Annotated in this window: 21 protein-coding genes; 12 read left to right on the top strand and 9 right to left on the bottom strand. The window is 38.8% G+C overall.

From position 1 onward, the window contains the following. Positions 1-227: 227 nt before the first annotated feature. Genes BMSHG_RS04825 through lepB form a run of 3 tightly spaced genes read left to right on the top strand, consistent with a single transcriptional unit; the run spans position 228 to position 2,389 of the window. Positions 228-1,163: an LCP family protein gene (locus BMSHG_RS04825; protein WP_019153312.1), complete on the top strand. Its 936-nt coding sequence runs from the start codon at positions 228-230 to the stop codon at positions 1,161-1,163. A 15-nt stretch (positions 1,164-1,178) separates the two neighbouring features. Then, on the top strand, positions 1,179-1,796 hold the full coding sequence (locus BMSHG_RS04820) for a TVP38/TMEM64 family protein (protein WP_019153311.1): 618 nt from the start codon (positions 1,179-1,181) through the stop codon (positions 1,794-1,796). A 38-nt stretch (positions 1,797-1,834) separates the two neighbouring features. Further along, complete coding sequence (gene lepB / locus BMSHG_RS04815; protein ID WP_019153310.1) at positions 1,835-2,389, top strand: signal peptidase I; 555 nt, start codon at positions 1,835-1,837, stop codon at positions 2,387-2,389. A 47-nt stretch (positions 2,390-2,436) separates the two neighbouring features. Here the strand turns inward: lepB and BMSHG_RS25715 are convergent, their stop codons facing one another. Next, on the bottom strand, positions 2,437-3,597 hold the full coding sequence (locus BMSHG_RS25715) for an MFS transporter (RefSeq protein WP_019153309.1): 1,161 nt from the start codon (positions 3,595-3,597) through the stop codon (positions 2,437-2,439). 69 nt (positions 3,598-3,666) lie between these two features. Continuing rightward, positions 3,667-4,140 carry a hypothetical protein gene (locus BMSHG_RS04805; protein ID WP_019153308.1) on the bottom strand — a complete coding sequence of 158 codons (474 nt, stop codon included), beginning with the start codon at positions 4,138-4,140 and terminating at the stop codon, positions 3,667-3,669. 91 nt (positions 4,141-4,231) lie between these two features. Here BMSHG_RS04805 and BMSHG_RS04800 point away from each other — a divergent pair, with 91 nt between their 5' ends. The 3 genes from BMSHG_RS04800 to addA all read left to right on the top strand — a co-directional run bounded on the left by BMSHG_RS04800 (position 4,232) and on the right by addA (position 12,143). Then, on the top strand, positions 4,232-4,426 hold the full coding sequence (locus BMSHG_RS04800; protein ID WP_019153307.1) for a YwbE family protein: 195 nt from the start codon (positions 4,232-4,234) through the stop codon (positions 4,424-4,426). Positions 4,427-4,927: 501 nt separating this feature from the next. Then, a complete protein-coding gene (gene addB, locus BMSHG_RS04795) occupies positions 4,928-8,419 on the top strand; it encodes a helicase-exonuclease AddAB subunit AddB (RefSeq protein ID WP_019153306.1) in 3,492 nt (1,163 codons plus the stop codon). Continuing rightward, positions 8,403-12,143, top strand: a complete 3,741-nt coding sequence (addA, locus tag BMSHG_RS04790; protein ID WP_019153305.1) for a helicase-exonuclease AddAB subunit AddA — start codon at positions 8,403-8,405, stop codon at positions 12,141-12,143. Before addB ends, addA begins: the two co-directional genes overlap by 17 nt. An 87-nt stretch (positions 12,144-12,230) precedes the next feature. Here the strand turns inward: addA and BMSHG_RS04785 are convergent, their stop codons facing one another. The 6 genes from BMSHG_RS04785 to BMSHG_RS04760 form a co-directional block, all read right to left on the bottom strand. Further along, positions 12,231-12,449 (bottom strand): spore germination protein, encoded by a 219-nt coding sequence (locus BMSHG_RS04785; RefSeq protein ID WP_019153304.1) that lies wholly within the window; start codon positions 12,447-12,449, stop codon positions 12,231-12,233. A 219-nt stretch (positions 12,450-12,668) separates the two neighbouring features. Next, positions 12,669-13,046 carry a spore germination protein GerPE gene (locus BMSHG_RS04780; RefSeq protein ID WP_019153303.1) on the bottom strand — a complete coding sequence of 126 codons (378 nt, stop codon included), beginning with the start codon at positions 13,044-13,046 and terminating at the stop codon, positions 12,669-12,671. 7 nt (positions 13,047-13,053) lie between these two features. Then, positions 13,054-13,233 carry a hypothetical protein gene (locus BMSHG_RS04775; protein ID WP_019153302.1) on the bottom strand — a complete coding sequence of 60 codons (180 nt, stop codon included), beginning with the start codon at positions 13,231-13,233 and terminating at the stop codon, positions 13,054-13,056. A 4-nt stretch (positions 13,234-13,237) separates the two neighbouring features. After that, positions 13,238-13,852: a spore germination protein GerPC gene (gene gerPC, locus BMSHG_RS04770; protein WP_019153301.1), complete on the bottom strand. Its 615-nt coding sequence runs from the start codon at positions 13,850-13,852 to the stop codon at positions 13,238-13,240. Continuing rightward, complete coding sequence (locus BMSHG_RS04765) at positions 13,849-14,091, bottom strand: spore germination protein GerPB (RefSeq protein WP_019153300.1); 243 nt, start codon at positions 14,089-14,091, stop codon at positions 13,849-13,851. Before BMSHG_RS04765 ends, gerPC begins: the two co-directional genes overlap by 4 nt. Before the next feature lie 25 nt (positions 14,092-14,116). Continuing rightward, positions 14,117-14,338, bottom strand: a complete 222-nt coding sequence (locus BMSHG_RS04760) for a spore germination protein (RefSeq protein ID WP_019153299.1) — start codon at positions 14,336-14,338, stop codon at positions 14,117-14,119. Positions 14,339-14,500: 162 nt separating this feature from the next. On the opposite strand from BMSHG_RS04760, the gene BMSHG_RS04755 reads away from it, so the two are divergent. From BMSHG_RS04755 to BMSHG_RS04735, 5 genes are all read left to right on the top strand, one after another. Next, positions 14,501-16,093, top strand: coding sequence for a long-chain-fatty-acid--CoA ligase (locus BMSHG_RS04755; RefSeq protein WP_019153298.1), 1,593 nt, complete (start codon positions 14,501-14,503; stop codon positions 16,091-16,093). A gap of 113 nt (positions 16,094-16,206) precedes the next feature. Next, complete coding sequence (locus BMSHG_RS04750) at positions 16,207-17,379, top strand: DUF418 domain-containing protein (RefSeq protein WP_019153297.1); 1,173 nt, start codon at positions 16,207-16,209, stop codon at positions 17,377-17,379. Positions 17,380-17,396: 17 nt separating this feature from the next. Beyond that, on the top strand, positions 17,397-18,257 hold the full coding sequence (locus BMSHG_RS04745) for a fumarylacetoacetate hydrolase family protein (RefSeq protein ID WP_019153296.1): 861 nt from the start codon (positions 17,397-17,399) through the stop codon (positions 18,255-18,257). A gap of 81 nt (positions 18,258-18,338) precedes the next feature. Continuing rightward, a complete protein-coding gene (locus BMSHG_RS04740; protein ID WP_019153295.1) occupies positions 18,339-18,686 on the top strand; it encodes a YisL family protein in 348 nt (115 codons plus the stop codon). Between the two features lie 157 nt (positions 18,687-18,843). Further along, a complete protein-coding gene (locus BMSHG_RS04735; RefSeq protein ID WP_019153294.1) occupies positions 18,844-21,744 on the top strand; it encodes a bifunctional diguanylate cyclase/phosphodiesterase in 2,901 nt (966 codons plus the stop codon). A 33-nt stretch (positions 21,745-21,777) separates the two neighbouring features. On the opposite strand, the gene BMSHG_RS04730 is transcribed toward BMSHG_RS04735, so the two are convergent. Then, entirely contained in the window at positions 21,778-22,341 is a 564-nt protein-coding gene (locus BMSHG_RS04730; protein ID WP_019153293.1) for a DUF2777 domain-containing protein, read from the bottom strand. 269 nt (positions 22,342-22,610) lie between these two features. On the opposite strand from BMSHG_RS04730, the gene asnB reads away from it, so the two are divergent. Then, positions 22,611-24,461 carry an asparagine synthase (glutamine-hydrolyzing) gene (asnB, locus tag BMSHG_RS04725; RefSeq protein WP_019153292.1) on the top strand — a complete coding sequence of 617 codons (1,851 nt, stop codon included), beginning with the start codon at positions 22,611-22,613 and terminating at the stop codon, positions 24,459-24,461. Positions 24,462-25,085: the final 624 nt, after the last annotated feature.

Below are 25,085 nucleotides of genomic sequence, written 5' to 3'. Positions count from 1 at the left end.
ACTCTTAAATAAAGATGGTAGTGGAGCATGGTCTATCTGAAAGGCTCCTTTCGCATACATTGTTTATTTTCTTTCGAAAAAAACTTGTTGTCTGGGTTTTTACAAATCACCACAATCTATACGAAAACAGCAATCTGAAAAGAACATATTTTAATTATGAAACTTCTTAGAAGAAAAGAGTGTCTAATATAGTAGAAATTTGTTGATTGATGGGACTGGTTTATTAGATGAGATATGAAAAACAAAAGCAAAAGAAAAAAAGAAAATGGCGGGTTATCCTGCTACTCCTTTTATTATTAATTGCAGTACCACTTGGATACACTTATTTTCAATATCAGCAAGGAGTGTCCCAGTCTTCTGAAAAGGCCGAGGGGAATCCGATTTTACAAGAGGAATACGAGTTTAATGGGAAACAGGACGAATATGGTGGAACGAATGTCCTTTTACTAGGGAGTGATTCTCGTGGAGAAGAACAAGCGCGGACCGACACGATTATGATTGCTAGATACCATCCAGATAAAGGTACATATAAGCTAATCTCCGTTATGAGAGATTCTTTTGTTGACATACCTGGGTATCGCAAAAACAGAATAAATGCAGCCTTTGCCCTTGGGGGTCCAGAACTCCTCAGGGAAACGCTCAAAGAAAACTTCGACATAGATATTCAATACTATGCGATTGTAGATTTTGAAGGATTTGTTCAACTAATAGATGAAGCTTTTCCAAACGGTGTCGAAGTCGATGTTGAAAAGAAAATGTCACAAAATATTGGCGTGACGCTACAGCCAGGCCTTCAACACTTAGATGGAGAGCATTTACTTGGCTATGTTCGTTTTCGTCATGATGCTATAGGAGATTTTGGGAGAGTAGAGCGTCAGCAAAAAGTGGTCAAGGAAATTGGTTCACAGCTTACAAACATTCAAACGATCTCCAAGCTGCCAAAACTAATTGGGGTCGTCACACCGTTTATCAATACGAACATGGATACAGGAGATATGTTGTATATTGGAAAGGACTTCCTCTCCAAAGAGAATCGTAACATTGATACGCTCACCATCCCAGTTGATCAATCATGGGAAAATGCGAATGTCAACGGGGCGGAAGTATTGTCTATTGATACAGAAAAAAATAAAGAAGCAATTCACGAATTCCTTGCAGAATAAAAAGGGAGATACTTAATGGACGTCGAAGTATTAAAAGAATGGATAACCTTAGAAAATATTATGGAAATCATAGAAAAGTACCGATCCTTCGGGCCAATACCAGGAATTTTATTACCAATGGTCGAAGCATTTATTCCTTTCTTACCATTAGTTCTGTTTGTGATGGCAAATGCAAATGCTTTTGGATTGTGGTTTGGATTCCTATTCTCATGGATAGGAGCATCAGTGGGGGCATATCTTGTATTTCTATTAATAAGGCGTTTTGGACAGAAACGATTCTTTGCCTTTTTAAAGAGAAACCCCAAGGTGCAAAAGCTAACAGCATGGGTGGAAAGGCATGGGTTTGGCCCACTATTTTTGTTATTATGCTTTCCTTTTACCCCATCAGCTGTTGTCAATATCGTCGCTGGTTTATCGAAAATAAGCATTTATCAATACATGCTTGCAGTATTTACGGGGAAAATGGTGATGGTTTTTATGATCAGCTTTGTCGGTCATGATATCCGCTCCCTTATTACACAGCCTACAAGAACTGCGATAGTAGGAGTTGTTATTTTTATCCTTTGGCTAGTTGGAAAACAAATAGAGATTCGCTTAAACAATGGCGTTAAAAAGGAAAGACAACGCACATAAGAATGTGTATGACAAACAATGGGATGGGGGAGATCGCTTTGTTAGAAGATGTGAAAAAAGAAGGGTTAGAATGGATGAAAGCAATCGGGATCGGCTTAATTATTTTTGTTTTCATACGTGCTTTTTTCTTTTCGAATTATGTCGTGGAAGGGGAATCCATGATGCCAACTCTCCAGGATGGAAATAAGTTGATTGTGAACAAAATCGGTTTTCAAATGGAAGATTTAGACCGGTTTGATGTCATTGTTTTTCATGCTAACGAGGAAGAAGACTTTGTAAAGCGGATCATTGGTTTACCTGGAGACACGTTAGAGTATAAGGATGACCAGCTTTATGTGAATGGGAAAAAGGTAGATGAACCGTATTTAGATAAATATCGCTATCAAGGGCTAGCGAGAAGGCTTACAGAAGATTTTACGTTACTTGAAAAAACTGGTGAAGAAGTTGTCCCAGAAGGAAAGCTATTTGTGTTAGGGGATAATCGTTTAGGAAGTTGGGATAGTCGCCAATTCGGCTTTATTTCAGTCGAGCAAGTAGTAGGCAAGGTGAATTTACGTTATTGGCCGCTTGATCATATGGACGTTTCTTTTTAAACATAATCTTACATAAAAAATCGAGCTTTCATTTCAGCTCGATTTTTTTATGCATTCATTTTAACCTGTTTTTTCTCTTGTATTAAATCTTGCGTTAGAAACGTTCCTAGAATAAAGTTAATGACAAATAGTCCCACAAGTAGTAGGAGCACGAGTTGGAAATTTAAGAGCAATACAACAGGTGAAGCAATGCTTGCGCCTGCTAAAAGAACAAAGGAATACAGTGTGAGTGCTTTTGCTCGATGAACGCCTCCTAAAGTACCGATCAATGTAATGATCGTGGGAATGAGCAGGGAGATCGATGCGACAAATAAAATTGACAAAAGCATTAACGCAAATAGGCTATGAAATATACTCATCGAAATCAAGCTGCTGATGCCAATGATAAACCCAGTAAACATCGTGCGTTCTACGCCGAATTTCTCAATCATTTTTCCGGTAAACAAGGAAAGAATCGCTCCTGTCAGCCCCACTGCACGTAAACTAAAAAGTTGCTCAGATGCGCCATTCAAAAAACGCCCAATAGCATCATATAGGGAAACGAAGGAAAATAGTAGAGTGAAGGTGATCCCGTAGCATTTGATGATGGACTTATTCATAAGTAAGGAAGTCATAATGGAAACAACAGACCGATTTTCCCGTAATGGCAATTTTGACGTTGGTAAAATAAGTACACTAAGAACAGAAAGGACAAAATAACAACTTGCAAAAAAATAGTAGACCATATTCCATGTGAACAGAGTTGTAATTGTCGAGCTAAGCAATTGACCAAGGATTCCGGCCACCAGAAAACCGGTATTAATAAAGACAAGAAGCAGTGTCCTTTTTCTTTCTGAATAAAGATCAAACGCTAAAGCAAAGGCAGCTGGGGCAAAGCTGCCAAGTGTTAAGCCCTGAAGACAACGGGCAAAGTAAAGGCTGAACGTCCCATCTACCAATCCGACCATTAGGGTTGAACAAGTCGCTGCAATCATTCCGACAATGATAACGTTTCTTCGCCCGAATCGATCGGAAGCCGGTCCGAAATAAAGGAGACCGATTGCATAAAAGAGGGAAAATAAACTTCCTGCAAGGACGACATGACTTTCATGAATGTGTAAACTTTTAGAAACGTTTTCATAGATAGGTATCAGTGTATAAATATTACTGGCCACAAAGATTCCGGTGATGGTCAGTAAGACAGCCGTTAATTTTAATCGAATTTCCACTACAATCACCACCTACCCTACAATATGCTATGTTGAAGGATTAGGTAGGTTGTTTCAAAGAGAGGGATGCTATTTTAATGTAAATCCTTCTTCTTTTAAATATTGTGCAGCTTCATTATAGGAAGGGAAGGTTCCATCAAGATTTAATCCAGCATAGACGTTCCACATCTCATCTTCATATACGAGAATGAGCGTGAAATGCTCGTCATTAATCCAATACTCTTCTTCTTCCGATTCACCAACGATAGCTGATTCGACCGTTGATCTCGGAGCTAGTGATTGAATCGCTTGTTCGATAATCTTTCGTAGCTCTTGTGCTGAAAAATCACGAATATTGACCATTCCTTTATGGTCTGGGTTGTAATCTTCAAGGAATTGTGCATAAACAAAACCGTTCCCGTTAGGATGTAAATGATAGACCACACTCTTTTTCTCAAATAGACTTTCTTCATAATGGAAATTAACGCGTCCAAGCGATACATTGTGACGTGTTAATTGAGGGAAGGATTCACAAATCTGCAGTTTTTCTTCAAATGATAACATGGTGCCTCCACTAAAATTGGATTTTGAATTCGATTCATTATACCATTAGTAGTATGGTTAACAAAGACAGTGGAAATACGAGGTGCAAAACATGACGGAAGGCAGTTATCGTAAGAATATTCATACAGGACTAGAAGTTGAAATTGTCCTAAAAAAGGACCAACGAACGGGAAAATTAACAAAAGGAATTGTGAAAGACATATTGACCAATTCCACCTATCATCCCCATGGAATTAAGGTGCGATTGATGGATGGACAAGTGGGAAGAGTGCAGAAGCTGAACTAAATGTTTCAGCTTCTATTGTGTTTTTTAGGAATTTATAAATTCCCTCGATTTCATGTTCGAATAAACGGTAGGAATATCGGCATGAAAAAATAACAGGAAAAATTCCGCTTAATGAGCAACCATCATGAAAAAGAGCCAAAATAACAGGAAAAATTCCTGCTATTCCCTCGAAAAATGCCAAAATCAACGCTTTTGCCCTTCATAAGCGGAAAATCTTCCGTTATTTCTCCTAAAAGGGAGTCCATCGAGGAGATAACAGGAAAAATTCCGCTTAAGGGTGAGAGATGGTTGGATCGACTGACAAACCGGAAGCTTCCTACATTTTGTAGGAGCTTTGTTCATAACCCCCGTGCTGGATGAATAAAGTGTATTAAAAGGACAAGCCAAAAATATGTAAAAAGTGTCAGTCTTTGAAAGACGAAAAACCCCTTAAATTTATGGTAAGATGTGAGTAGACTTCATAAGTGAAATAGCAGAGTGGGGTTTTTGGGAGGGTAAGAAATGTCTATAAGACTTTTAATCGGTAGATCAGGTACAGGGAAAACAACCTTTTGCATAAATGAGATGCAGGAAAAAATGAAACATGATCCAAATGGGGATCCGATCATTTACTTAGTCCCTGAGCAAATGACATTTCTATCAGAATATAAATTAATTTCAACCCCTGATTTAGGTGGGATGATTCGAACTCAAGTTTATAGCTTTTCTCGCTTAGCCTGGAGAATCCTTCAGGAAACTGGTGGAATAAGCCGTTATCATATCAATAGCGTCGGTGTTAGCATGCTGATTCGAAAAATTATTGAAGATAAAAAGGAAGAATTAAAGCTATTCGAAAAAGCAGCAGATAAAAACGGTTTTATTGTGCAAATGGAGATGTTGTTAACCGAGTTTAAACGATATCTTGTTAAACCGGAAGAATTAGCGACAAACGCAGTCGCAAATGACTCAAATGAAAAAGTATTGCAGGACAAGCTGCATGATTTAGAAATCATATACCAAGCATTTGAAGATGCCATGTTTGATAAATATATAGATTCAGAGGATTATTTGAAATTGTTAGGGGAGCAAATAGCGTCATCGACTTATTTGCAAAACGCTAGTATATATATCGATGGATTCTATAGCTTTACCCCACAGGAGTACATGATTATCGAACAGTTAATGAAGCACTGCAAGGAGATTACGGTATCCTTAACTTTAGACAGGCCATTTCATCATGAAGCTCCAGATGAGCTTCATCTTTTTCGTATGTCGGGAGAAACGTGCCAGACCTTATACGAAATGGCTAAGGTAGAAGGACTACAGGTAGAAGAAATCTTATTTCAGGAACAATTTAGATTAGCTCACGATTCGCTGCAGCATGTAGAAACCTTTTTTGACCATCGTCCTTCAGTTTCTTATGAAGGGACACCACTGGTGCACTTAGCACAAGCGGTCAATCGAAGAGCGGAAGTGGAAGGAATTGCTCGAACAATCCGCAAGCTAGCGAGAGAAGAGGATTATCGCTATCGTGACATCGCCATTTTATTAAGGAATGGTCAGGAGTATCACGATCTCATCGAAAATATATTCACTGATTATGAGATTCCCGTGTTCATCGACCAAAAAAGAACGATGCTGAACCATCCTTTAGTGGAATTGATTCGCTCAAGTCTAGAAGTGATTAATGGCTTTTGGAGATATGAACCTGTTTTTCGTGCTGTCAAAACCGAACTTCTTTTTCCAGAAAAAGCAAACCCCCACAGGCTTCGAGCGAAAATGGATCAGCTTGAAAATTATGTGCTTGAACATGGAATTCAAGGGGGTAAGTGGACGAAAAAGGAACGTTGGAAGTATCGTCGCTTTAAAGGATTAGAGTTAGAAAACGTTGCGCAGACGGATGTGGAAAAGGAAAGAGAAGATGAGTTGCATCAATTGAGGACGATGATCTCTGATCCCATTCTGCGCCTAACTAGGCGATTGAAAAAAGCAGTGACTGGAAGAGAGCTTTGTGGAGCTTTATATCAATTTTTAGAAGAACTTGATATTCCAGCAAAATTAGAAAACTGGAAATTAAAAGAGGAAGAAGCAGGGAATTTAATTCAAGCACGGGAGCATGACCAAGCTTGGAACGGAATCATTGATCTGCTTGATCAATTTGTGGAAATGCTAGGAGAAGAGGAGATTCCCTTGAAAAAGTTTGCTGCTATTCTTGATGCAGGGATGGAATCACTCCGTTTTTCGCTTGTGCCACCTGCTATCGATCAAGTACTAGTAGCAGATTTAGAGAAATCAAGATTGACAGATATTAAGATTGCGTTTGTGATTGGATTAAATGAAGGAGTGCTTCCTGCGAAGTTTTCTGAGGATGGCCTTTTTGCGGATGAGGAGCGGGAGAGATTAGTGACTCGAGGAATCGAGATTGCTCCTAGCAGTCGAAAGAAATTATTAGATGAGGAATTTCTCGCTTATAATGCCTTTACGACCGCATCGGATCGTATATATGTGAGCTATCCTTTGGCGAATGATGATGGGAAAGCATTAATGCCTTCATTGTATATTCATAGGCTCATAGAAATGTTCCCACAAATTCAGTCTCAGCAATATATTCAAGAAATCTCAGAGCTTTCTGAACTGGAACAACTAGAATATATTTCCCATGAAGAAACAGGCTTATCTCTTTTAACCACACAACTACAGCTGAAAAAGAGAAACTACCCGATATATGAAATGTGGTGGGATCTGTACAATTTTTATGTGACCAATCCAAATTGGAGCGCGCGGGCAAAAAAAGTTCTTCAAAGCTTGAATTTTAAAAATGAGTCCACCCAGCTTTCAGAGGATACGAGTAAAGAATTGTATTCTGACGTCATTCAAGGCAGTGTTTCGCGAATGGAGTTATTTTCCTCTTGTCCATTTTCCCATTTTGCACAACACGGTTTGAAGCTGAGGGAACGACAAGTTTTTCGTTTAGAAGCACCAGATATTGGGGAATTATTCCATGGTGCCCTCAAATACATCGTGGAAACGGTGATGGTTGGGGAAAAGTCATGGGATAGTATGACACAGAAGGAGATTGAAAAGCTAGCAAAGGAAGCGGTTGAACTTTTAGCACCTAAACTGCAGCATGAAATTTTGTTAAGCTCGAATCGTCATCATTATATAAAAAGAAAATTAGAAGAGATTATTAAAAGAGCATCGCTCGTCTTGCAAGAGCATGCAAAGGCGAGTGGCTTTGCCCCTGTTGGTCTTGAACTTGGTTTTGGACCAAAGCAGAAGCTGCCACCTTTAAAATTCTCCTTGCGAAACGGAACAAAGATGGAGCTCATCGGTCGAATTGACCGAGTGGATAAGGCTGAGGATGAGAAAGGTGTATTCCTTAGAATTATGGATTACAAGTCGAGTGCAAAAGATGTGAACTTAAATGAAGTGTATTACGGATTAGCCTTGCAAATGCTAACCTATCTCGATATTGTGATAACGAACTCAAAAGTGTTGATTGGGAAAGAAGCAGACCCCGCTGGAGTACTTTACTTCCATGTTCACAATCCCCTTGTCAATACGAGTAAGATGCTAACTCTAGATGAGCTAGATGATCAGTTGTTTAAGAAATTTAAAATGAACGGCTTAGTGTTAGGAGAAGAGAAGATAATCCGCATGATGGATAGAACGATTGAAACAGGTGATTCTTCCATTATTGCAGCAGGAATTAAGAAGGATGGGACACTGACGAAGCGTTCAAAGGTGGCAAGTATTGATGAATTTGATCAGTTAAGGCGTTATGTTCGTCATTTCTATGTGAAAACAGGAAATGCGATTGCAGGTGGGGATGTGCAAATTTCCCCATATAAGCTAAAAGATCGCAAGCCATGTACATTTTGCTCCTTTAAATCGGTTTGTCAATTTGATGAATCGTTAGAAGCGAATGATTATCGTAATCTTCCAGCCCATTCGAAAGAAGACATTTTACAGATGATGAGAAAGGAGGAGGGAAACGATGAAGATACCAACTAAACCGCTTGATGCAACCTGGACTGATGATCAGTGGAAGGCGATATGGGCAAGTGGTCAGGATATCCTCGTTGCAGCGGCTGCTGGTTCAGGAAAGACGGCCGTTCTAGTTGAACGAATGATTAATAAGATTATTTCAACGGAAGATCCGATAGATGTGGACCAACTATTAGTCGTCACTTTTACAAACGCCTCTGCCGCAGAAATGAGACATCGAATTGGAGAAGCATTAGAAAAAGCGATTAATGCCAATCCTTCCTCCAAGCATCTTCGCAAACAGCTAAGTCTGTTGAATCGAGCATCGATTTCGACACTCCATTCTTTTTGCTTAGAGGTGATTCGTAAATATTATTATCAGATTGATGTTGATCCAGGCTTTCGTATTGCTGATGAAACGGAAGCGCAGTTATTAAGGGATGAAGTAATGGAGGAGCTTTTTGAAGAAGAGTATGGCAAAAAGGGAAATGAGCCATTTTTCGAGTTAGTTGATACGTTTTCAAATGATCGGAGTGATGTCGCTCTTCAAGACATCATTCGTGAAATCTATGATTTTGCCCAATCGAATCCAGCTCCAAGTGCCTATTTGCAATCGATGAAGGAAATGTACGCTGTAAATGAAGAAATGACGATTGAAGAACTGCCGTTTGTCGATGTGCTCCTGTTTGATATCGAGCTTCAATTAAAGGGGGCGAAGGACTTACTAGAAAGCGGCTTACAATTAACGAAGCTACCAGGGGGACCTGCCCCGAGAGCAGAGAACTTCATTGACGATATTCGAATCGTTGACAGCCTTCTTGAAGCAAAACAAATATCGTGGGACGAGCTCTATTTACGAATGCAGGCAGAATCCTTTTCAAGAGCAAAAACGTGCCGTGGTGATGAGTATGATAAAGAACTTCTTGATAAAGGGCAAAAGCTACGTGATAAGGCGAAAAAAATCGTTCAAACCGTTAAAGATGAGCTGTTTTCTAGAAAGCCAGCAAGCTTTATCCGTGATATAAAAGAAATGGCTCCCCATATTCACACCCTCGTTCAGCTAGTGGAAAGCTTTGCTGGCCGCTTTGCGGAAGTGAAAAAGGAAAAAGGATTAGTCGATTTTGCCGATTTAGAGCATTTGTGCTTGCAAATTTTGTCAGATAAAGAGGGGAAACTTACTCCTTCCGATGCTGCGCTTTCGTATCGCAATCAGTTTAAAGAAGTGTTTGTTGATGAATATCAGGATACGAATATGGTGCAGGAAGCCATTCTCCAGCTCGTTACGAAAGAAGGGGAAGAGCATGGAAATATGTTCATGGTAGGGGATGTGAAGCAGTCCATCTACCGCTTTCGTCTTGCTGAACCGAATTTATTTTTAGGAAAATACTTACGCTTTACTTCAGATGGTGAAGGTACGGGATTGAAAATTGATCTGGCGCGGAATTTCCGTAGTCGCAAGGAAGTATTAGACGGGACGAACTTTCTTTTTAAACAGCTGATGGGAAAAACGGTTGGTGAAATTGACTATGATGAAGCGGCAGAACTCGTACAAGGTGCCAGCTATCCAGAAACGGAGCATCCGATCGAATGGATCTTGATCGAGCAAGAGGGTAAAGATGATTCCGATGCGGATGATGATGGGTCGAGCGAGCTCCAATTTGATGCAGCTGAACTTGAGAAATCGCAATTAGAAGCTCGAGTGATGGCCAGAAAAATTAAAGAAATGATTGCCGAGAGAAAAGAAATTTACAACGGAAAAACAAAATCGACTCGACCAATGATGTATCGAGATGTCGTAATTCTTCTTCGCTCAATGACGTGGGCACCACAAATTATGGAGGAGTTTAAAGAAGCAGGGATTCCTATCTATGCGAATCTTTCAACTGGATACTTTGAGGCGACAGAAGTCTCCATTATGATGTCTCTTTTGAAAATAATTGATAATCCGTATCAAGACATTCCATTGGCAGCTGTCCTCCGCTCTCCTATCGTAGGCTTGGATGAGGAAGAGCTTGCTCAAGTAAGGATTCAAAAGAAACATGGTTCCTTCTATGAAGCGTTGGAGTTCTTTTGCCAGCAACGAGCAGCAGAGGCAACAGAAGCGATCCAAAGTAAGCTAATGCCTTTTATGGAAGGTCTTCTAAGTTGGAGAAAGAAAGCGAGACAAGGAGCCTTAGCTGAGTTAATTTGGCAATTGTACAGAGATACGAAATTTTACGATTTTGTCGGTGGACTTCCAGGTGGAAAGCAACGTCAAGCCAATTTGCGTGCTTTGTATGATCGAGCAAAACAGTATGAAAGTACTTCGTTTCGAGGGTTGTTCCGTTTTCTACGCTTTATTGAGAGAATGACTGATCGTGGAGATGACCTCGGGGCCGCTCGTGCTTTAGGTGAACAGGAAGATGTTGTTCGAATGATGACGATTCATAGCAGTAAAGGCTTGGAGTTTCCCGTTGTATTTATTGCAGGAACAGCACGCCAATTTAATATGATGGATTTGCGCAAGGCACAGATGCTTGATAAGGACCTCGGTTTTGCGACTAAGTATATTAATGCAAAGAAGAGAATTTCCTATCCATCCCTTCCACAGCTTGCTTTTAAGCGAAAAAAGAAACTAGAAATGCTGGCCGAGGAAATGAGGGTGCTCTACGTTGCACTCACCCGGGCTAAGGAAAAATTATTTTTACTATCGTCTGTGAAAGAATTAGATAAAAAGCTAGTTGAGTGGTCTAAGGAGTTAGCAAATCGAGAATGGTTGTTAAAGGAATACGATCGAGCTTCAGCCAAAAGCTATTTAGATTGGATCGGACCTGCTTTAATTAGACATCAAGATGGGGCAGTGCTTCGTGATGATGTAAGTCTTGACTCCCTTGTTCCCACAGAAATTAGTAGCCATCCTTCTTCTTGGAAAATAGAAGTATGGAAGGCGAATGACTTAATAGGAAATGAAGAAGAGCAAACGGGTGCAAAAGACGATCTAATGGAGCGTGTTGAAAAAGGACTGCCAGTTGATGTCCAGTCCGACTGGAAAGAGCGAATTGAAGACCAGTTACGTTGGCAATATGAATTTAAAAGTGCCTCAGATCATCGTTCCAAACAATCGGTTTCTGAGATGAAACGTCAATGGGAAATGATTGACGAAGAAAGTGGGAAAGATTTGCTCACATTTTCAAAGCCTGTTTTCAATCGACCTCGTTTTATGCAAGAAAAAACGATTACACCAGCTGAAAGAGGAACTGCAATGCATATGGTCATGCAGCATGTGAATCTGGAAAGAGCGATTACAGTAGATTCAGTTTCTGCTCAACTTGATGAGATGGTGGTAAAAGAGCTACTCACTGAAGAACAGAAACAAGTAGTCGATGTAGAACAAATTGTGAAATTTTTTGATTCAGAGCTAGGGATGCGAATGCTAGAGGCACATTCTCTGCAACGAGAAGTTCCGTTCAGTGCTGCTTTTTTAGCTTCCACAGTTTATTCCGACTGGAAGAGTGGAAATGAACCGATTCTTGTTCAAGGGATTATCGACTGTGTATTTGAGGATGAAGCAGGTTTAGTGCTAGTCGATTACAAAACAGATAGAATTCATGATCGCTACAAAGGCGGCTTTGAACAAGCGAAGCCAATCCTTGAAGAACGGTACCGCGTCCAACTCAATCTTTATACACAAGCATTAGAACAAATTATGAAGAAGCAAGTAGTGGAGCGCTATTTATTTTTCTTTGATGGCGGGCATGTTTTGAAGATATGATTTGAATGAAAAGTCCTCATGCACAATTAGCAAGCATGAGGACTTTTCGATTTGGAGGTGTACAAATCAATGTTTGAGAAAAGAACTTTAATTATTGCCGGCTAATGGCTGATCGACAAGATTCGTATCTAATGTGTTGCTAGCGCTAATCAGATTATTTGTAATGATAAAACCACCCGTGTTCCCAGCTCCAGAGCCTGACATTGATTTTGAGGCACTTTTTGGAGAAATAAAGAGGGAATCTCCAAATTGAAGGACTCCCCCACCTAAATTGATTACTTGAACAGGTCCTACAATTGCAGGCATACCAAACACCCTTTTCTTTATGGAATAAACATTTCATTTGCAAATTTAATGGTGCACGTTAAGGTGAAAAACGAACATAGTCAAGATAAATGAGCTGATTCACCCACGATATAGTAACAAGCACATTTAAGTTATTTTTTTCGTTTTTTAATGGATCGTCGTATATTATGAAATCGATTTAAATGCCTATTAAAATAGTATGTTTTTTAAACAATAATGTTACTGGCCACGATCATGAAGATGGCGAATATGCTTAATTCTTGATTCCATATAGACATTTTTCGTATTTCCAATATGAACAATTGAAGAAGTCGAAACCCCGGTTATATCAATAAAGCCCACCTTGATGATTGGATTTATTGTAAAAGTTTCAAAGGAAACCTCTTCGAATATAGGTTCCATTGGGATCGTTTCTGTAAAAATATCAAAATTGGTAAATTTCATTTCGTTGCCAAAGAAAATTTCATGTTCACGTTGAACAGCAATGGCACGAGAAAATGCCTGAATTTGAGAAGAGTCTCCGATTTCAAGGGTGGAAACGATTGATAAGGAGTTAATGGTAATTCGCTCAACAGAAGAGGTCCTTTTGTTCAACATGTCGTCATTACCCCTGAGGATTCAATGGTACATAGGGACCGATAATGAGAGATTCTGCAGGTGTATCAAAAATAGAAGAAAGTTGAATGGTTTCGGCATCTCCAATTAAAACAAGAGAGGAGCTTGAAACGGCCTCCACTTGCATAGTACCTATCTTAAATTCTCCATTATGAACTTGTAAATTCATGTGATTATTCATCCTTTCGAGTAGAAGCGTTAGGGAGATTGCTTAAAAAGGCAAAAACGGCGTTCCCTATATCTTTTTTCATTTGTTCAAAAATACCATCAGTCATTTTTTGTGAAGCTTCGTCGCTACGTTCTTTCTCAGGAATTTGTGCAAGATAGTGATCAATGCGAGCAGGTAGCTGTTTTTTTAGGTCATTTTTAATAAAATCATGATAAGAATCATCTACTTTTATTTGCAATTGTTCTTCATATTCTTTAATTAGAGAAGGTAAATCTTTATCCAAGTACTCTTCAACTCGTTGTTCTAGATCTCTTAGTGGCTTCCACTTTTTTTTCATAGAAGGATTGGTCGCAAGCTGTTTGTTCTGAACTTCGAAATCCTCTATTCCTTCTAAGTCAGATGGATTTAAGCCAATATTTAAAGTGCCTTCTAATGTTTCAACCTTCAATTGATCAAATTTATATTCGATTGTTCCTACATGTATAGGGGGTTTCGAGCGAACGTCCTTTAATTCATCTGTTAAATTCTTGACCTTTTTTTCTAACGCAACAATTCTTTTTTCCTGTGCCTCTACAAAGTGATGGAGTTTCTCCAAATACGAATAAAATTCGCTGTTCATATCGTCCCACCGCCTCCTGCTGGAGGTGCTAAGGGTACGGAAGGAACATGTAGATAGTCTGATTCAATTTCCTCTGGCTTAAGCGGTTCTGGAGCAGGTTCTGTAAAGCCACCAGTATTATACAAATGACTGGATGGTTTAATAATCCCAGCACTTCCAATTTGAAGTACACAGGAATTAGCAAGACTCCCTACTCTAAAATTATTTATGACAATCGATTGTTGAATGTAAAAATTCATAGAATCACACCTTAATAGAGTTCTCCTAATTATTGAAAAGAATACTTTGATCAGCAACATCCTGATCGAACGTATTGGTTGAGCTATAGTTATTATGAACCTCTAAAACATCTCCCGTATTAAATGAGCCTGCACCTGCAAAGGTTTTTACAGAGGCAATGGGCATGATTTTGTAGACATCCCCAATATTAAAGACAGAGCTTGTTCCGATAGCATTGACTTGGGCAATCCCAACAATAGCTGGCATATGCAACATCCTTTGTAATTAAGTTTCCTTCCTTATCCTATGTACTTTATGGGCAAATGTGAGAAAAAAGCCCAATATAAAAATAGACGTCGTCTCATCCAACAGAACATGCTAAAATAAAATCAATTAAGAATATTTAGAAAAAGGAAAGGGGATTCAATGATGTATGTGCCATTAGTGTTGCCTCAATTTTTAGATCGTGCCGTTCAGTTGTATGGAGATAAACAGGCGATCATTTGTGATGAAAGAGTTTTTACATATCGACAGCTAAATGAAAGGGTCCAAAGATTATCACATGGTCTTCAGAAGTTGGGAATTCAAAAAGGGGACCGGGTTGCTTATTTAGCTCCCAATTCTGTTGAAATGCTCGAAGGGTTTTACGGTGTATTTCAGCTTGGTGGAATTATGGTCCCGTTAAATATACGTTTAAAACCAGATGATTACTTATTTATATTAAATCACAGTGAGTCTAAAGTGTTGTTTGTTGATCAAAATTTATATGACCTTATTGTGCCAATTAAGGACAAATTGCAAACTGTTGAGAAAATTATTGTTCATTATAAGGATGATACAACGGAAGAGTTAGGCTATGACGATTGGCTTTCTGAACAAAATTCAGCTCGTTTTTCCCGCGTTGAAATTGATGAGAATGATGTGTGCAGCCTTCTCTATACAAGTGGCACAACTGGAAATCCAAAAGGGGTTATGCTCACCCATCGTAATAATTATTTACATGCTCTTAGCTCAATGCATCATCTGAAGGTGACAGATGAGGACGTTCTCTTACATGTCTTGCCCATGTTCCATGTAAATGGATGGGGATCTCCTTTTTACTACACGGCAAATGGGGCGACCCAAGTTTGCTCTCGAAAAACGACACCAGAAACGATTTTTGCCGCATTAGAAAAGCATAAGGTAACGGTTATGCATATGGCTCCTACAGTGTTAAACTCACTGCTTCAATACTATGAAAAACATTCACCTAAATTGGAACAGTCGATTAGAGTTGTCATTGCTGGATCAGCTCCACCGCCGGCCTTTGTTACAAGAGTAGAAAAAGAACTCGGCTGGGGATTTATTCAAGTATACGGAATGACAGAATCGTCTCCACTCAGCTTAATATCGATGATCCGTTCCCATTTAAAGGAGCAGCCACTTCAAGAACAATACCGATTCAAATCGAAAGCGGGAATATCGATGATTGGCAATGAAGTGAAAGTCATCTCTGAGCAAGGAAAAGCAGTCGCCCATAATAGCAAAGAAATTGGTGAAGTAATCGTTAGAAGCAATGGAGTCATGCTAGGATATTGGAAGAATGAAGAGGCGACAATGGAAACGATTAAAAATGGGTGGCTTCATACAGGCGATATGGCGACCGTTGATGAATATGGTCATATTGATATCGTCGATCGGAAAAAAGATGTCATTATTAGCGGTGGTGAAAATATATCCTCGATTGAGGTAGAAGGAGTCCTGTACGATCATCCAGATGTGTTAGAAGCAGCTGTCATTGCCGTTCCTCATGAAAAATGGGGTGAGACTCCACATGCTTTTGTCGTTCTTAGAGATGGGAAAAGTGTATCTGAAGAAGATTTAATTGCTTTTTCAAGGGGGAAATTAGCCCATTTTAAAGCGATTACAGGCGTAAGTTTTGTTTCAGAATTGCCTAAGACGGCATCAGGGAAAATCCAGAAAGTCGTTTTACGAAATAATTTTTGGGAATCAACAGGAAAAGGTGGGAAATTTGTAAACTAGTAGAATGATCATTTAATGGGCTCCTTTAAGCTAGTAAAGCGCGTGAATAATTGCATGTCCATATCTTTCCATTTATAATTTGAAGTACATGACGAAGATAAAAGGGAGCCATTATGTATACTTTAGAAAAAGATAGAATTATATCTTTAGATATGATGAGGGGATTTTCTATATTAGGGATATTTCTTGTTAACATGCTATCCTTTCATTCCCCGATGCTTTATTTAGACCCCGCAACTTGGTGGGATTCTCCGCTAGATAAAGGGACATATGTCTTGATTGATATTTTTGTACAAGGAAGTTTTTATCCTTTATTTTCCTTACTATTTGGATATGGTTTAGTTTTATTATATGAGAGAACGCTGAAAAAAGGAGTGGCATTTTACCCACTTGTAACAAGGCGGTTAATGATGCTCCTTCTAATCGGAATGATCCATGCTTTTCTCATCTGGCATGGGGATATTTTGATCAATTATGCGATCTTTGGGTTTTTCTTGCTTCTTTTCTTAAAAGTATCAGGAAAATGGATGCTTATGATAGGGGGATTATTGTGGGTTATCCCCAATTTCCTTATATCAATTCTGTTTATCATTTCCACCTTGCTTGTTCCAGAAATAGATGGCTCTTCGATATATGACACAGCAATGGCTGAGCAATCTATCGCAGTGTATCAAACTGGCAGTTTTGTAGATATTTTTACACAAAGATGGAACGATTGGTATTTGGTCAATAACGTGGATAATGGAATATTTATGCTGTTTTCGATTTTTGCCTTCTTTTTAATCGGAGGAGGTGCGGCCAAGTTAAAATGGATAGAACGGGCTAAAGAATTACGGACTCCATTCATGCAGAGCCTTTTCCTCTTTATCATAATCGGACTGTTTTTTAAAGTTAGTCCATATTTGTTTCATGGTGGACTCACCTTTGAATACATCCAGGATTCTTTTGGTGGGCCAATGCTTGCGGTTGCTTATGCAGTAGGGATTGCGTTACTAGCAGATACGATAAAAGGAAGAAAATTATTAGGCTTTTTAGCACCTGTCGGAAAAATGTCAATGAGCAATTACTTATTACAATCTATCGTCTCGACGCTATTATTCTATTCTTACGGACTAGGATTTTACAATCAAATATCCGCTTTTACAGGGACAGTTCTCGTCTTTTTCATTTTTGCCTTGCAAGTTATTGTTAGTTCGTATTGGCTGAAAACGCATCAGTTTGGTCCAGTGGAATGGTTATGGAGAAGCATCACATATCAGAAAATACAGAGATGGAAGAAACCATAATAAGAGGAGATGATGGTATGAAATTTGTTACAGCACAAGATTCACAAGGGATTTTCGTAGGGGTTATGGATGAAGGAGAGAGTCGTGTTCTTCCATTAAATCGTGAAGAAACACTTGAAGAATGCATTGCAACAGAGGGCTTTTTTGAGCAGGCAATGGTTAGATTTCAGGAATCTACAGATGAACAGTTTATCAATATAGAAGAGGTCTCTCTTTTAGCTCCAATTCCGAGACCGAAGAAAAATATTTTTTGTGTTGGGAAAAACTATGAGGAACATGCAATTGAAATGGGGAGTAAGGACGATATTCCCGAACATATCATGGTTTTTACAAAAGCCCCTACAACAGTGATTGGACCAAATGAGTCCGTGTTACCTCATGAAGATATTACTTCTCAACTTGATTATGAGGGTGAATTAGCGGTTGTAATCGGCAAAAAAGGTAGAAAGATTAAGAAAGAAGATGCGTTAAACTATGTATTTGGTTATACGATTGTTAATGATGTAACAGCTCGAGATCTACAAGCGAAACATAAGCAATTTTTTATCGGTAAAAGCTTGGATACTTCTTGTCCGATGGGCCCATGGATTGTTCATTCATCCGCAATTGATAATCCAAATCAACTAAGTATCGAAACACGTATTAATGATGAAGTGAGACAGAAGTCCAATACAGAGAATTTTATTTTCCCAATTGAAGAAATCATCTCTGTTCTTTCGCAAGGATTAACGTTGGAACCAGGGGATATTATTGCGACCGGAACGCCTTCTGGTGTTGGAAAGGGCTTTAAACCACCTCGTTTTCTAAAAGCTGGAGACAAAATGGAAGTGACTGTCGAGAAAATTGGGACACTGGTGAATCAAATACAGGAAGATTGATGACTTGGACCCTTCTCGTTTACAATTTCCAGTATAAATATGTTAAGATATTCTGGAAGTTATCCTTTAGGAGGCAAGTACATGTCCATACATATGCATATTACGGCTTGGGCTTTGACATTAGTCCTATTTTTAGTAGCGTTTGGGCTTCAAAAAGCGGGGAAAGAAAAGGGACAAAAAATTGTCCATATGATTTTACGTCTGTTTTATTTAATTACCTTTGCGACTGGTGGAATGTTCGTTCATTATTTAATTTCATCCTATTTAGTCGAGACGATTTTGAAAATTGTATTTGGAATTCTCGTTCTTGGTTTTATGGAAATGGTTCTAGTACGAACAAAAAAAGGCAAGAAAACATCTATTTTCTGGCTATTATTAATCGTCTCTGTGGCGGCTGTCCTTTATTTAGGCTACAGCTTACCAATGTAATTTAATGAAAAAACAGCAAATTATCGACAAATTCTGAAAAAAGCTGCCAAAATGGTAGCTTTTTCTTTATTTTTAATTTATCCTTCCTCTTAAATATGTTATTTTAAAAGGGACTATTTATTTATAGGTAGTATAGAAAACGTCCCAGGTGGTTTCTATGATAAAAACTTTTTCGTATGTGTATAAAAATGCAACTGAATTAACAAGATTTATAGAATATAACGGATTATACGAATATCCCAACATTTTTATACAGGTCTTTGCAAATTTAAAGGACAGAGAAGAAGTTGGATTTATTCAAAGATACTTGCATGAGGAACTTCCATTGGCCCATATTTTAGGATGTTCGGCATCAGCTTCCATCGTACATGGTGAAACGCTTCAAGAAAACATTAGTATCAGTTTTACTGTTTTCGAGAAGACTGAACTTCATTCCTCAATATTTCGATTTGATGATTATTCCAACATTGAAGAGTTGGGAAGAATGATTTCCAATAAGATCGTCAGCTTTGATACGAGAGCAGTCATTTTGTTCTCGACTAATCATGCTGGTTATTTACCAGACCTCTTAAATGGCCTTCATGATAGCAGCCCTGACATAGCAATTGCTGGTGGTGTTGCAGAAGGGGATTCGACTTGTCGTGAAGGCTTTGTTTTTTATGGAGAAAACCAAAGCGATGATGGGATTGTGGCGATTTCACTAAACAACGAAGATTTACATATTGATACTTTTGTGAATGATAAGCTTCAAAAAATCGGCAAATCTTTTACGATTACAAAGGCAAGCAAAAATACGATCTATGCTATTGATAAGAAAAAACCACTTCAAATTTTAAAACATTACTTAGGCCATGACTTTATAAATGATTTTGATAGATTAAAAGAAGAATTTATCTTTATGTTAAATACTAAAGGGGATACAAAGCCGATTCGGATTTCGCAAATCCTTGATAATGGTGCAATTGAAATGAATCATCCGCTTTCACAAGGAGACACGATTGTTTTTGCCTATCCTGATTTACGGGCAAGCGTGGAAGAGTCAGTTCGAGAAATGAACGAATTAGGGAGACGAAATGTAGAAGCGATTTTTACATATAATTGTTTTTCGAGGAGAAGGGTTTTACACGGATTTGCAGATGAAGAGTTACGAATTCTTCATTCACTCGCACCAACAAGTGGATTTTATGCAAACGGAGAAATTGCCTATGAAAATGGAAAAGCAAAATTAGCACATCAATCCTTTACTTTTTTGACTCTAACTGAAAACAAGGTTCAAAAAAAGAAAAAGACTCGGCCCATCCAGTACAGAATTTCTGAGCCATTAAAAACGGTGGCTACTTTAACGCATTTAATGAGAGCTTCACAAGCGGATATCGAACAATTAAATGGCGAACTCCGGGTCTCTGAGCAATACCATCGTTCTCTGTTTAATAACAATGCAGATATTGTTTATTCTACCGATTTATCAGGGAATTTCACCAGTGTGAACCCAGCTTTTGAGATGATGTTTGGTTATAAGGAGGAAGAACTTCTCGGAAAACCAGCACTAAAATATATTAATAGGGAAGATATTCCGCGCGTTCGCATGCATTTTTTCCGAGCAATAAAAGGGAAAGAGCAATATTACAATATTGAAATTAACTCGAAAGATGGAGACAAGAATCTTTTTCATTTAAAAAATATTCCGATCACGATTAATGGCGAATGTGTTGGAATATATGGGATTGGACGTAATATTACAGAGCAAAAGAAAATTGAGGATAAAATTGTTCAGCTTGCGTATTATGATCAAGATACCGGACTTCCGAATCGAATAAAATTTACGGAAAAGCTCGGTGAAACATTGCAAAGAGCAAAAAAGAAAAGACGTCAAATCGCAGTGCTAGCAATTGATCTCGACCGCTTCAAAATGATCAATGATAGTTTAGGACATGATGCGGGCGATGAAATTTTAAAAGAAATTAGTGATAGAATTCAAGAAGCGATCCCAAGTGGTGCCTATTTAGGTCGATTTAGCGGCGATAAATTTAATTTACTACTTTCCAAAAATGTCGACATGGAACAAATTATTAAAGTGGCTAAGTCGATTCTTCGCAAGGTGACAGAGCCTATTCATTTTTCTGAAAAGGAATTCTATATTACGGCAAGCATCGGAATTAGTCTTTATCCGAGTGACGGGAAAGACGAAATTACATTATTGAAAAATGCGGATATTGCAATGAATCGTGGCAAATATCCAGGTGGAAACCGAATTACCCTTTATTCTAAGAAAATGAATGAAGAAGCCTTTAAGCGCCTAGAATTAGAAAGCTATTTACGAAAAGCCTTACAAAAGGGTGAATTTTTTCTTTGTTATCAACCATTAATCGATTTAAATACAGGGAAGTTATTTGGAAGTGAGGCGCTTATTCGTTGGAACCATCCAGTTCTTGGGTTGGTATCTCCAGGCGATTTTATCCCATTAGCAGAAGAAACGGGTTTAATTGAAGAAATCGGAAGTTGGGTTTTAAAAACAGCTTGTAAACAGAATAAAAAATGGCAGGAATTAGGATTAAAAGAGTTAACCGTTTCTGTCAATGTGTCGGCGAATCAGTTTCAGCAAACAAAATTTGTTAAAGAAGTAAAAAGGGCGTTAGCGGATGCTCGGCTAGAACCGAAGTATTTAACGCTTGAATTAACGGAAAGTACAATGCTCCGCAATATTGATCATAGTATAGAAGTGATGAAATCATTGCAGGAGCTAGGTGTTCGTGTCTCGGTTGATGATTTTGGGACGGGCTATTCCTCATTAAGTTATTTAAAAGATCTTCCAATCAACACGTTGAAAATTGACCGTTCCTTCATCAATAACTTAAGTCTTGAGACAACAGATATCGCCATTGTCAAAGCCATTATTACGATGGGGCATGGACTAGCCGTGAAGGTCGTCGCTGAGGGCGTTGAAACGGAGGAACAAATTAAGCTTCTTAAAGATTTAAAATGTCATTACGCCCAAGGTTTCTATCTTCATCGACCACTGACAACTGATGATTTTGAAAAAGCGTTAGTAACGTCATAAGAAAAAAGCGTCTTCATTCGGACGCTTTTTTTTTTACGAAGATAATTTCTCGATAATCGTTCTTTTGCCATTGTTTAAAGTAAATTCGAAGCGATCATTTTTCTTTTCATAATAGCAAAAGTGGTGTTGGATGCTACAAATGTCTTCTTGATTGTCGAAAATAATAAAATTGACACCCTCTTTACGTTCTTCTCCTTTGAGAAAAGTAAGATGATTATAACAGTAAATACAATCATAAACTGAGAAGTGTAGAGAATTTAAATGGGTGATGAATTGATAAAAGGCATCATCTGAGATCTCCTCTAATAACCGTTCTAATGAATAGATGAGGTTTTTCCGTATCCGAAGTGTGTCATTGCTTTTTAGAAGAAGAGTCTCATCAGCTAAGGTCATTTTTCCGTCTTCAATCAATACTCCTTTTCTCCAGCGAGAATGACGTAACACTTCGAGTTCCTGATGCAAATATTCTTCTAGTAAGGAAGCTTCTTCAGATTCATTTTCAAAAAAGACCCACTGGTCATTAATAAACTCAATTGTCCCCTCAATATAGGCACGAATTTGGAACTCAATTAGTTTAGATCGTTGCTGTCTATTCATCGTTAACCTCCAAAGATAATAACTGCAGTCTGCTCATATGATGTAATAAGGTAAGGCCCTTTGATATGTTCAAAAAGGATCTTCTCAACATCCTTTCTAGACATTTTCAATTTATTTTAAACTTGAAAGGGCCCTTCTTTTCAAAACTGTCTTAATTAGGACAATTAACCATTTTAAGAGCCCAGCATATGATGTTTACACGTACATGGTGAAATGCTGCTTAAAGAATCAACAAAAGACACACGTTCAGCTTAGAAAGGATGATGACAATGTGTGGAATTACCGGATGGGTTGATTTTCAACGAAACATATCAAGTGAAAAAGAAACAGTTCTAAAAATGACGGAGACTCTGGCAAAACGCGGTCCTGATGATACAAATATATGGACAGACACACATGTAGGTTTCGGACATAAGCGGCTAATCGTTGTCGACGCAGAGGGCGGCAAACAGCCGATGGTACGTACGAAAAATGGTCACCGTTACATTCTTTGTTACAATGGTGAGCTCTATAATACAGAGGATATTCGCAAAGAGCTCCTAATAAAAGGATATTCGTTTCAAGGTCATTCTGATACAGAAGTTCTGTTAACTGCCTATATAGAATGGGAAGAAAAATGCGTTGATTTTTTTAATGGGATATTCGCCTTTGCTGTTTGGGATGAGCGAAAACAGAAACTCTTCATTGGCAGAGATCGCTTAGGCGTCAAGCCCTTATTTTTTGCAGAATTAAACAAAGGTTTAATCTTTGGATCGGAACTAAAGGCATTGCTTGCACATCCTGATATGAAGACAGAAATTGATCGAGAGGGCTTATCTGAAATTTTTGCATTAGGACCTTCAAGATCACCTGGGAACGGCGTATTTAAAGGTGTTCGTGAATTACGACCAGCCCATGCATTAACGCTTTCAGCTAGTAACGGATTAAAAATTTGGCGTTACTGGAATGTGAAAAGTGAAAAGCACGAAGATTCAATCGACGAAACGGTTGAAAAAGTCCGCTTTTTATTTACAGATGCGGTTGAGCGCCAACTTGTATCCGATGTTCCCCTTTGTACGTTTTTATCAGGGGGAGTCGATTCAAGTGCGATTACGGCGATTGCCGCGATGGAATATGAAAAAACAGGTAAAGGGCCTCTTCACACTTATTCGATCGACTACGAGGGAAATGACCAATTTTTCAAGGCAAATGAATTCCAACCAAATTCAGATGCGGCCTATATTAAACAGATGACAGAGCAATTTAAAACAATCCATCATGATTCTGTCATTTCGCAAGAGGAACTGGCACAACATTTAAAAGAAGCGGTTCAGGTTCGGGATTTACCAGGGATGGCTGACATTGATTCATCGCTATTATGGTTTTGTCGTGAGATCAAAAAAGAGTTTGTCGTAGGTCTCTCTGGTGAATGTGCAGACGAAATTTTTGGTGGCTACCCATGGTTTCATCGTCCAGACGATCTGAAAAGAGAAGGCTTCCCGTGGATGCGTTCCATCCATGAGCGCCAAAGTCTGTTGCAGGATAAATGGCAACAAAAATTAAGCTTAAAAGAGTATATGATGGATGCGTTCAATTCGACTGTGGCGGAGACGCCGAAGCTTGATGGGGAAAGTCCACTTGAAGCGGGCCGCAGAGAACTTTTTTACTTAAATATGCTTTGGTTCATGACGACTTTACTAGATCGTAAGGATCGCATGAGCATGGGAGCAAGCCTCGAGGTGCGGGTGCCATTCGCCGATCACCGTTTGGTCGAATATGTGTGGAATATCCCGTGGGAGATGAAAATGTACGGAAACCGGGAAAAAGGCTTGTTGCGTAAAGCACTGGAAGGAATCTTACCTCATGATGTTCTTTACCGGAAAAAGAGCCCATATCCGAAAACCCACAATCCGAAATATACGAAAGAGGTTCAGAATCTGCTGGCAGACATCATGCAAAATCGCAGCTCCGTCCTCTACGAATTCTTCAATGAGGAAAAACTAAAGGCCATTATTGAATCTGAGGGTGCAGCCTTCAAAGAGCCATGGTTTGGCCAGTTAATGACAGGACCGCAGCTACTCGCTTATTTAGTACAGCTGCACTTCTGGTTTGAAGAGTACAATATTCAAATAGTGGAATAGTAAGTTGAATGTTTGAGGACAGAACACTCACAGTGGGAATGTGGGTGTTCTTTTTTTGGTGGATTGAGTTTTTGGGGTGATGAAGGGTTCATGAAACAAGAGAAGAGCGGATTTGTAGGGAAAGTATGTTTCATGAGGAGTTCATGAGACAAAAGAAGAGCGGATTTGTAGGGAAAGTATGTTTCATGCAGGGTTCATGAGACAAGAGAAGAGCGGATTTCTAGGAAAGTATGTTTCATGAGGAGTTCATGAGACAAGAGAAGAGCGGATTTGTAGGGAAAATATGTTTCATGAAGGGTTCATGAGACAAGAGAAGAGCGGATTTGTAGGGAAAATATGTTTCATGAAGGGTTCATGATACAAGAGAAGAGTGGATTTGTAGAGAAAGTAGGTTTCATGAGGGGTTCATGAGACAAGAAAAGAGTGGATTTGTAGGAAAAGTATGTTTCATGAGGGGTTCATGAGACAAGAGAAGAGCGGTTATGTAGAGAAAGTATGTTTCATGAGGGGTTCATGAAACAAGAGAAGAGCGGATTTGTAGGGAAAATATGTTTCATGAAGGGTTCATGAGACAAGAGAAGAGCGGATTTGTAGGGAAAGTATGTTTCATGAAGGAGTTCATGA

The organism is Robertmurraya massiliosenegalensis JC6, assembly GCF_000311725.1.
GTDB lineage: Bacteria > Bacillota > Bacilli > Bacillales > Cytobacillaceae > Robertmurraya > Robertmurraya massiliosenegalensis.
This window is presented reverse-complemented; position numbering and strand designations above follow the sequence as displayed.

What these genes read in the sequence shown, in the direction of transcription:
- BMSHG_RS04740 (WP_019153295.1), top strand. Translation starts at nt 18,339, where the DNA reads ATGTCCATACATATGCATATTACGGCTTGGGCTTTGACATTAGTCCTA.
- BMSHG_RS04765 (WP_019153300.1), bottom strand. Translation starts at nt 14,091, where the DNA reads ATGAATTTTTACATTCAACAATCGATTGTCATAAATAATTTTAGAGTA.
- BMSHG_RS04775 (WP_019153302.1), bottom strand. Translation starts at nt 13,233, where the DNA reads ATGAATTTACAAGTTCATAATGGAGAATTTAAGATAGGTACTATGCAA.
- BMSHG_RS04755 (WP_019153298.1), top strand. Translation starts at nt 14,501, where the DNA reads ATGTATGTGCCATTAGTGTTGCCTCAATTTTTAGATCGTGCCGTTCAG.
- BMSHG_RS04800 (WP_019153307.1), top strand. Translation starts at nt 4,232, where the DNA reads ATGACGGAAGGCAGTTATCGTAAGAATATTCATACAGGACTAGAAGTT.
- addA (WP_019153305.1), top strand. Translation starts at nt 8,403, where the DNA reads ATGAAGATACCAACTAAACCGCTTGATGCAACCTGGACTGATGATCAG.
- asnB (WP_019153292.1), top strand. Translation starts at nt 22,611, where the DNA reads ATGTGTGGAATTACCGGATGGGTTGATTTTCAACGAAACATATCAAGT.
- BMSHG_RS04750 (WP_019153297.1), top strand. Translation starts at nt 16,207, where the DNA reads ATGTATACTTTAGAAAAAGATAGAATTATATCTTTAGATATGATGAGG.
- addB (WP_019153306.1), top strand. Translation starts at nt 4,928, where the DNA reads ATGTCTATAAGACTTTTAATCGGTAGATCAGGTACAGGGAAAACAACC.
- BMSHG_RS04780 (WP_019153303.1), bottom strand. Translation starts at nt 13,046, where the DNA reads ATGTTGAACAAAAGGACCTCTTCTGTTGAGCGAATTACCATTAACTCC.
- BMSHG_RS04825 (WP_019153312.1), top strand. Translation starts at nt 228, where the DNA reads ATGAGATATGAAAAACAAAAGCAAAAGAAAAAAAGAAAATGGCGGGTT.
- BMSHG_RS04730 (WP_019153293.1), bottom strand. Translation starts at nt 22,341, where the DNA reads ATGAATAGACAGCAACGATCTAAACTAATTGAGTTCCAAATTCGTGCC.
- BMSHG_RS04745 (WP_019153296.1), top strand. Translation starts at nt 17,397, where the DNA reads ATGAAATTTGTTACAGCACAAGATTCACAAGGGATTTTCGTAGGGGTT.
- BMSHG_RS04785 (WP_019153304.1), bottom strand. Translation starts at nt 12,449, where the DNA reads ATGCCTGCAATTGTAGGACCTGTTCAAGTAATCAATTTAGGTGGGGGA.
- BMSHG_RS04820 (WP_019153311.1), top strand. Translation starts at nt 1,179, where the DNA reads ATGGACGTCGAAGTATTAAAAGAATGGATAACCTTAGAAAATATTATG.
- BMSHG_RS04805 (WP_019153308.1), bottom strand. Translation starts at nt 4,140, where the DNA reads ATGTTATCATTTGAAGAAAAACTGCAGATTTGTGAATCCTTCCCTCAA.
- gerPC (WP_019153301.1), bottom strand. Translation starts at nt 13,852, where the DNA reads ATGAACAGCGAATTTTATTCGTATTTGGAGAAACTCCATCACTTTGTA.
- BMSHG_RS04760 (WP_019153299.1), bottom strand. Translation starts at nt 14,338, where the DNA reads ATGCCAGCTATTGTTGGGATTGCCCAAGTCAATGCTATCGGAACAAGC.
- BMSHG_RS04735 (WP_019153294.1), top strand. Translation starts at nt 18,844, where the DNA reads ATGATAAAAACTTTTTCGTATGTGTATAAAAATGCAACTGAATTAACA.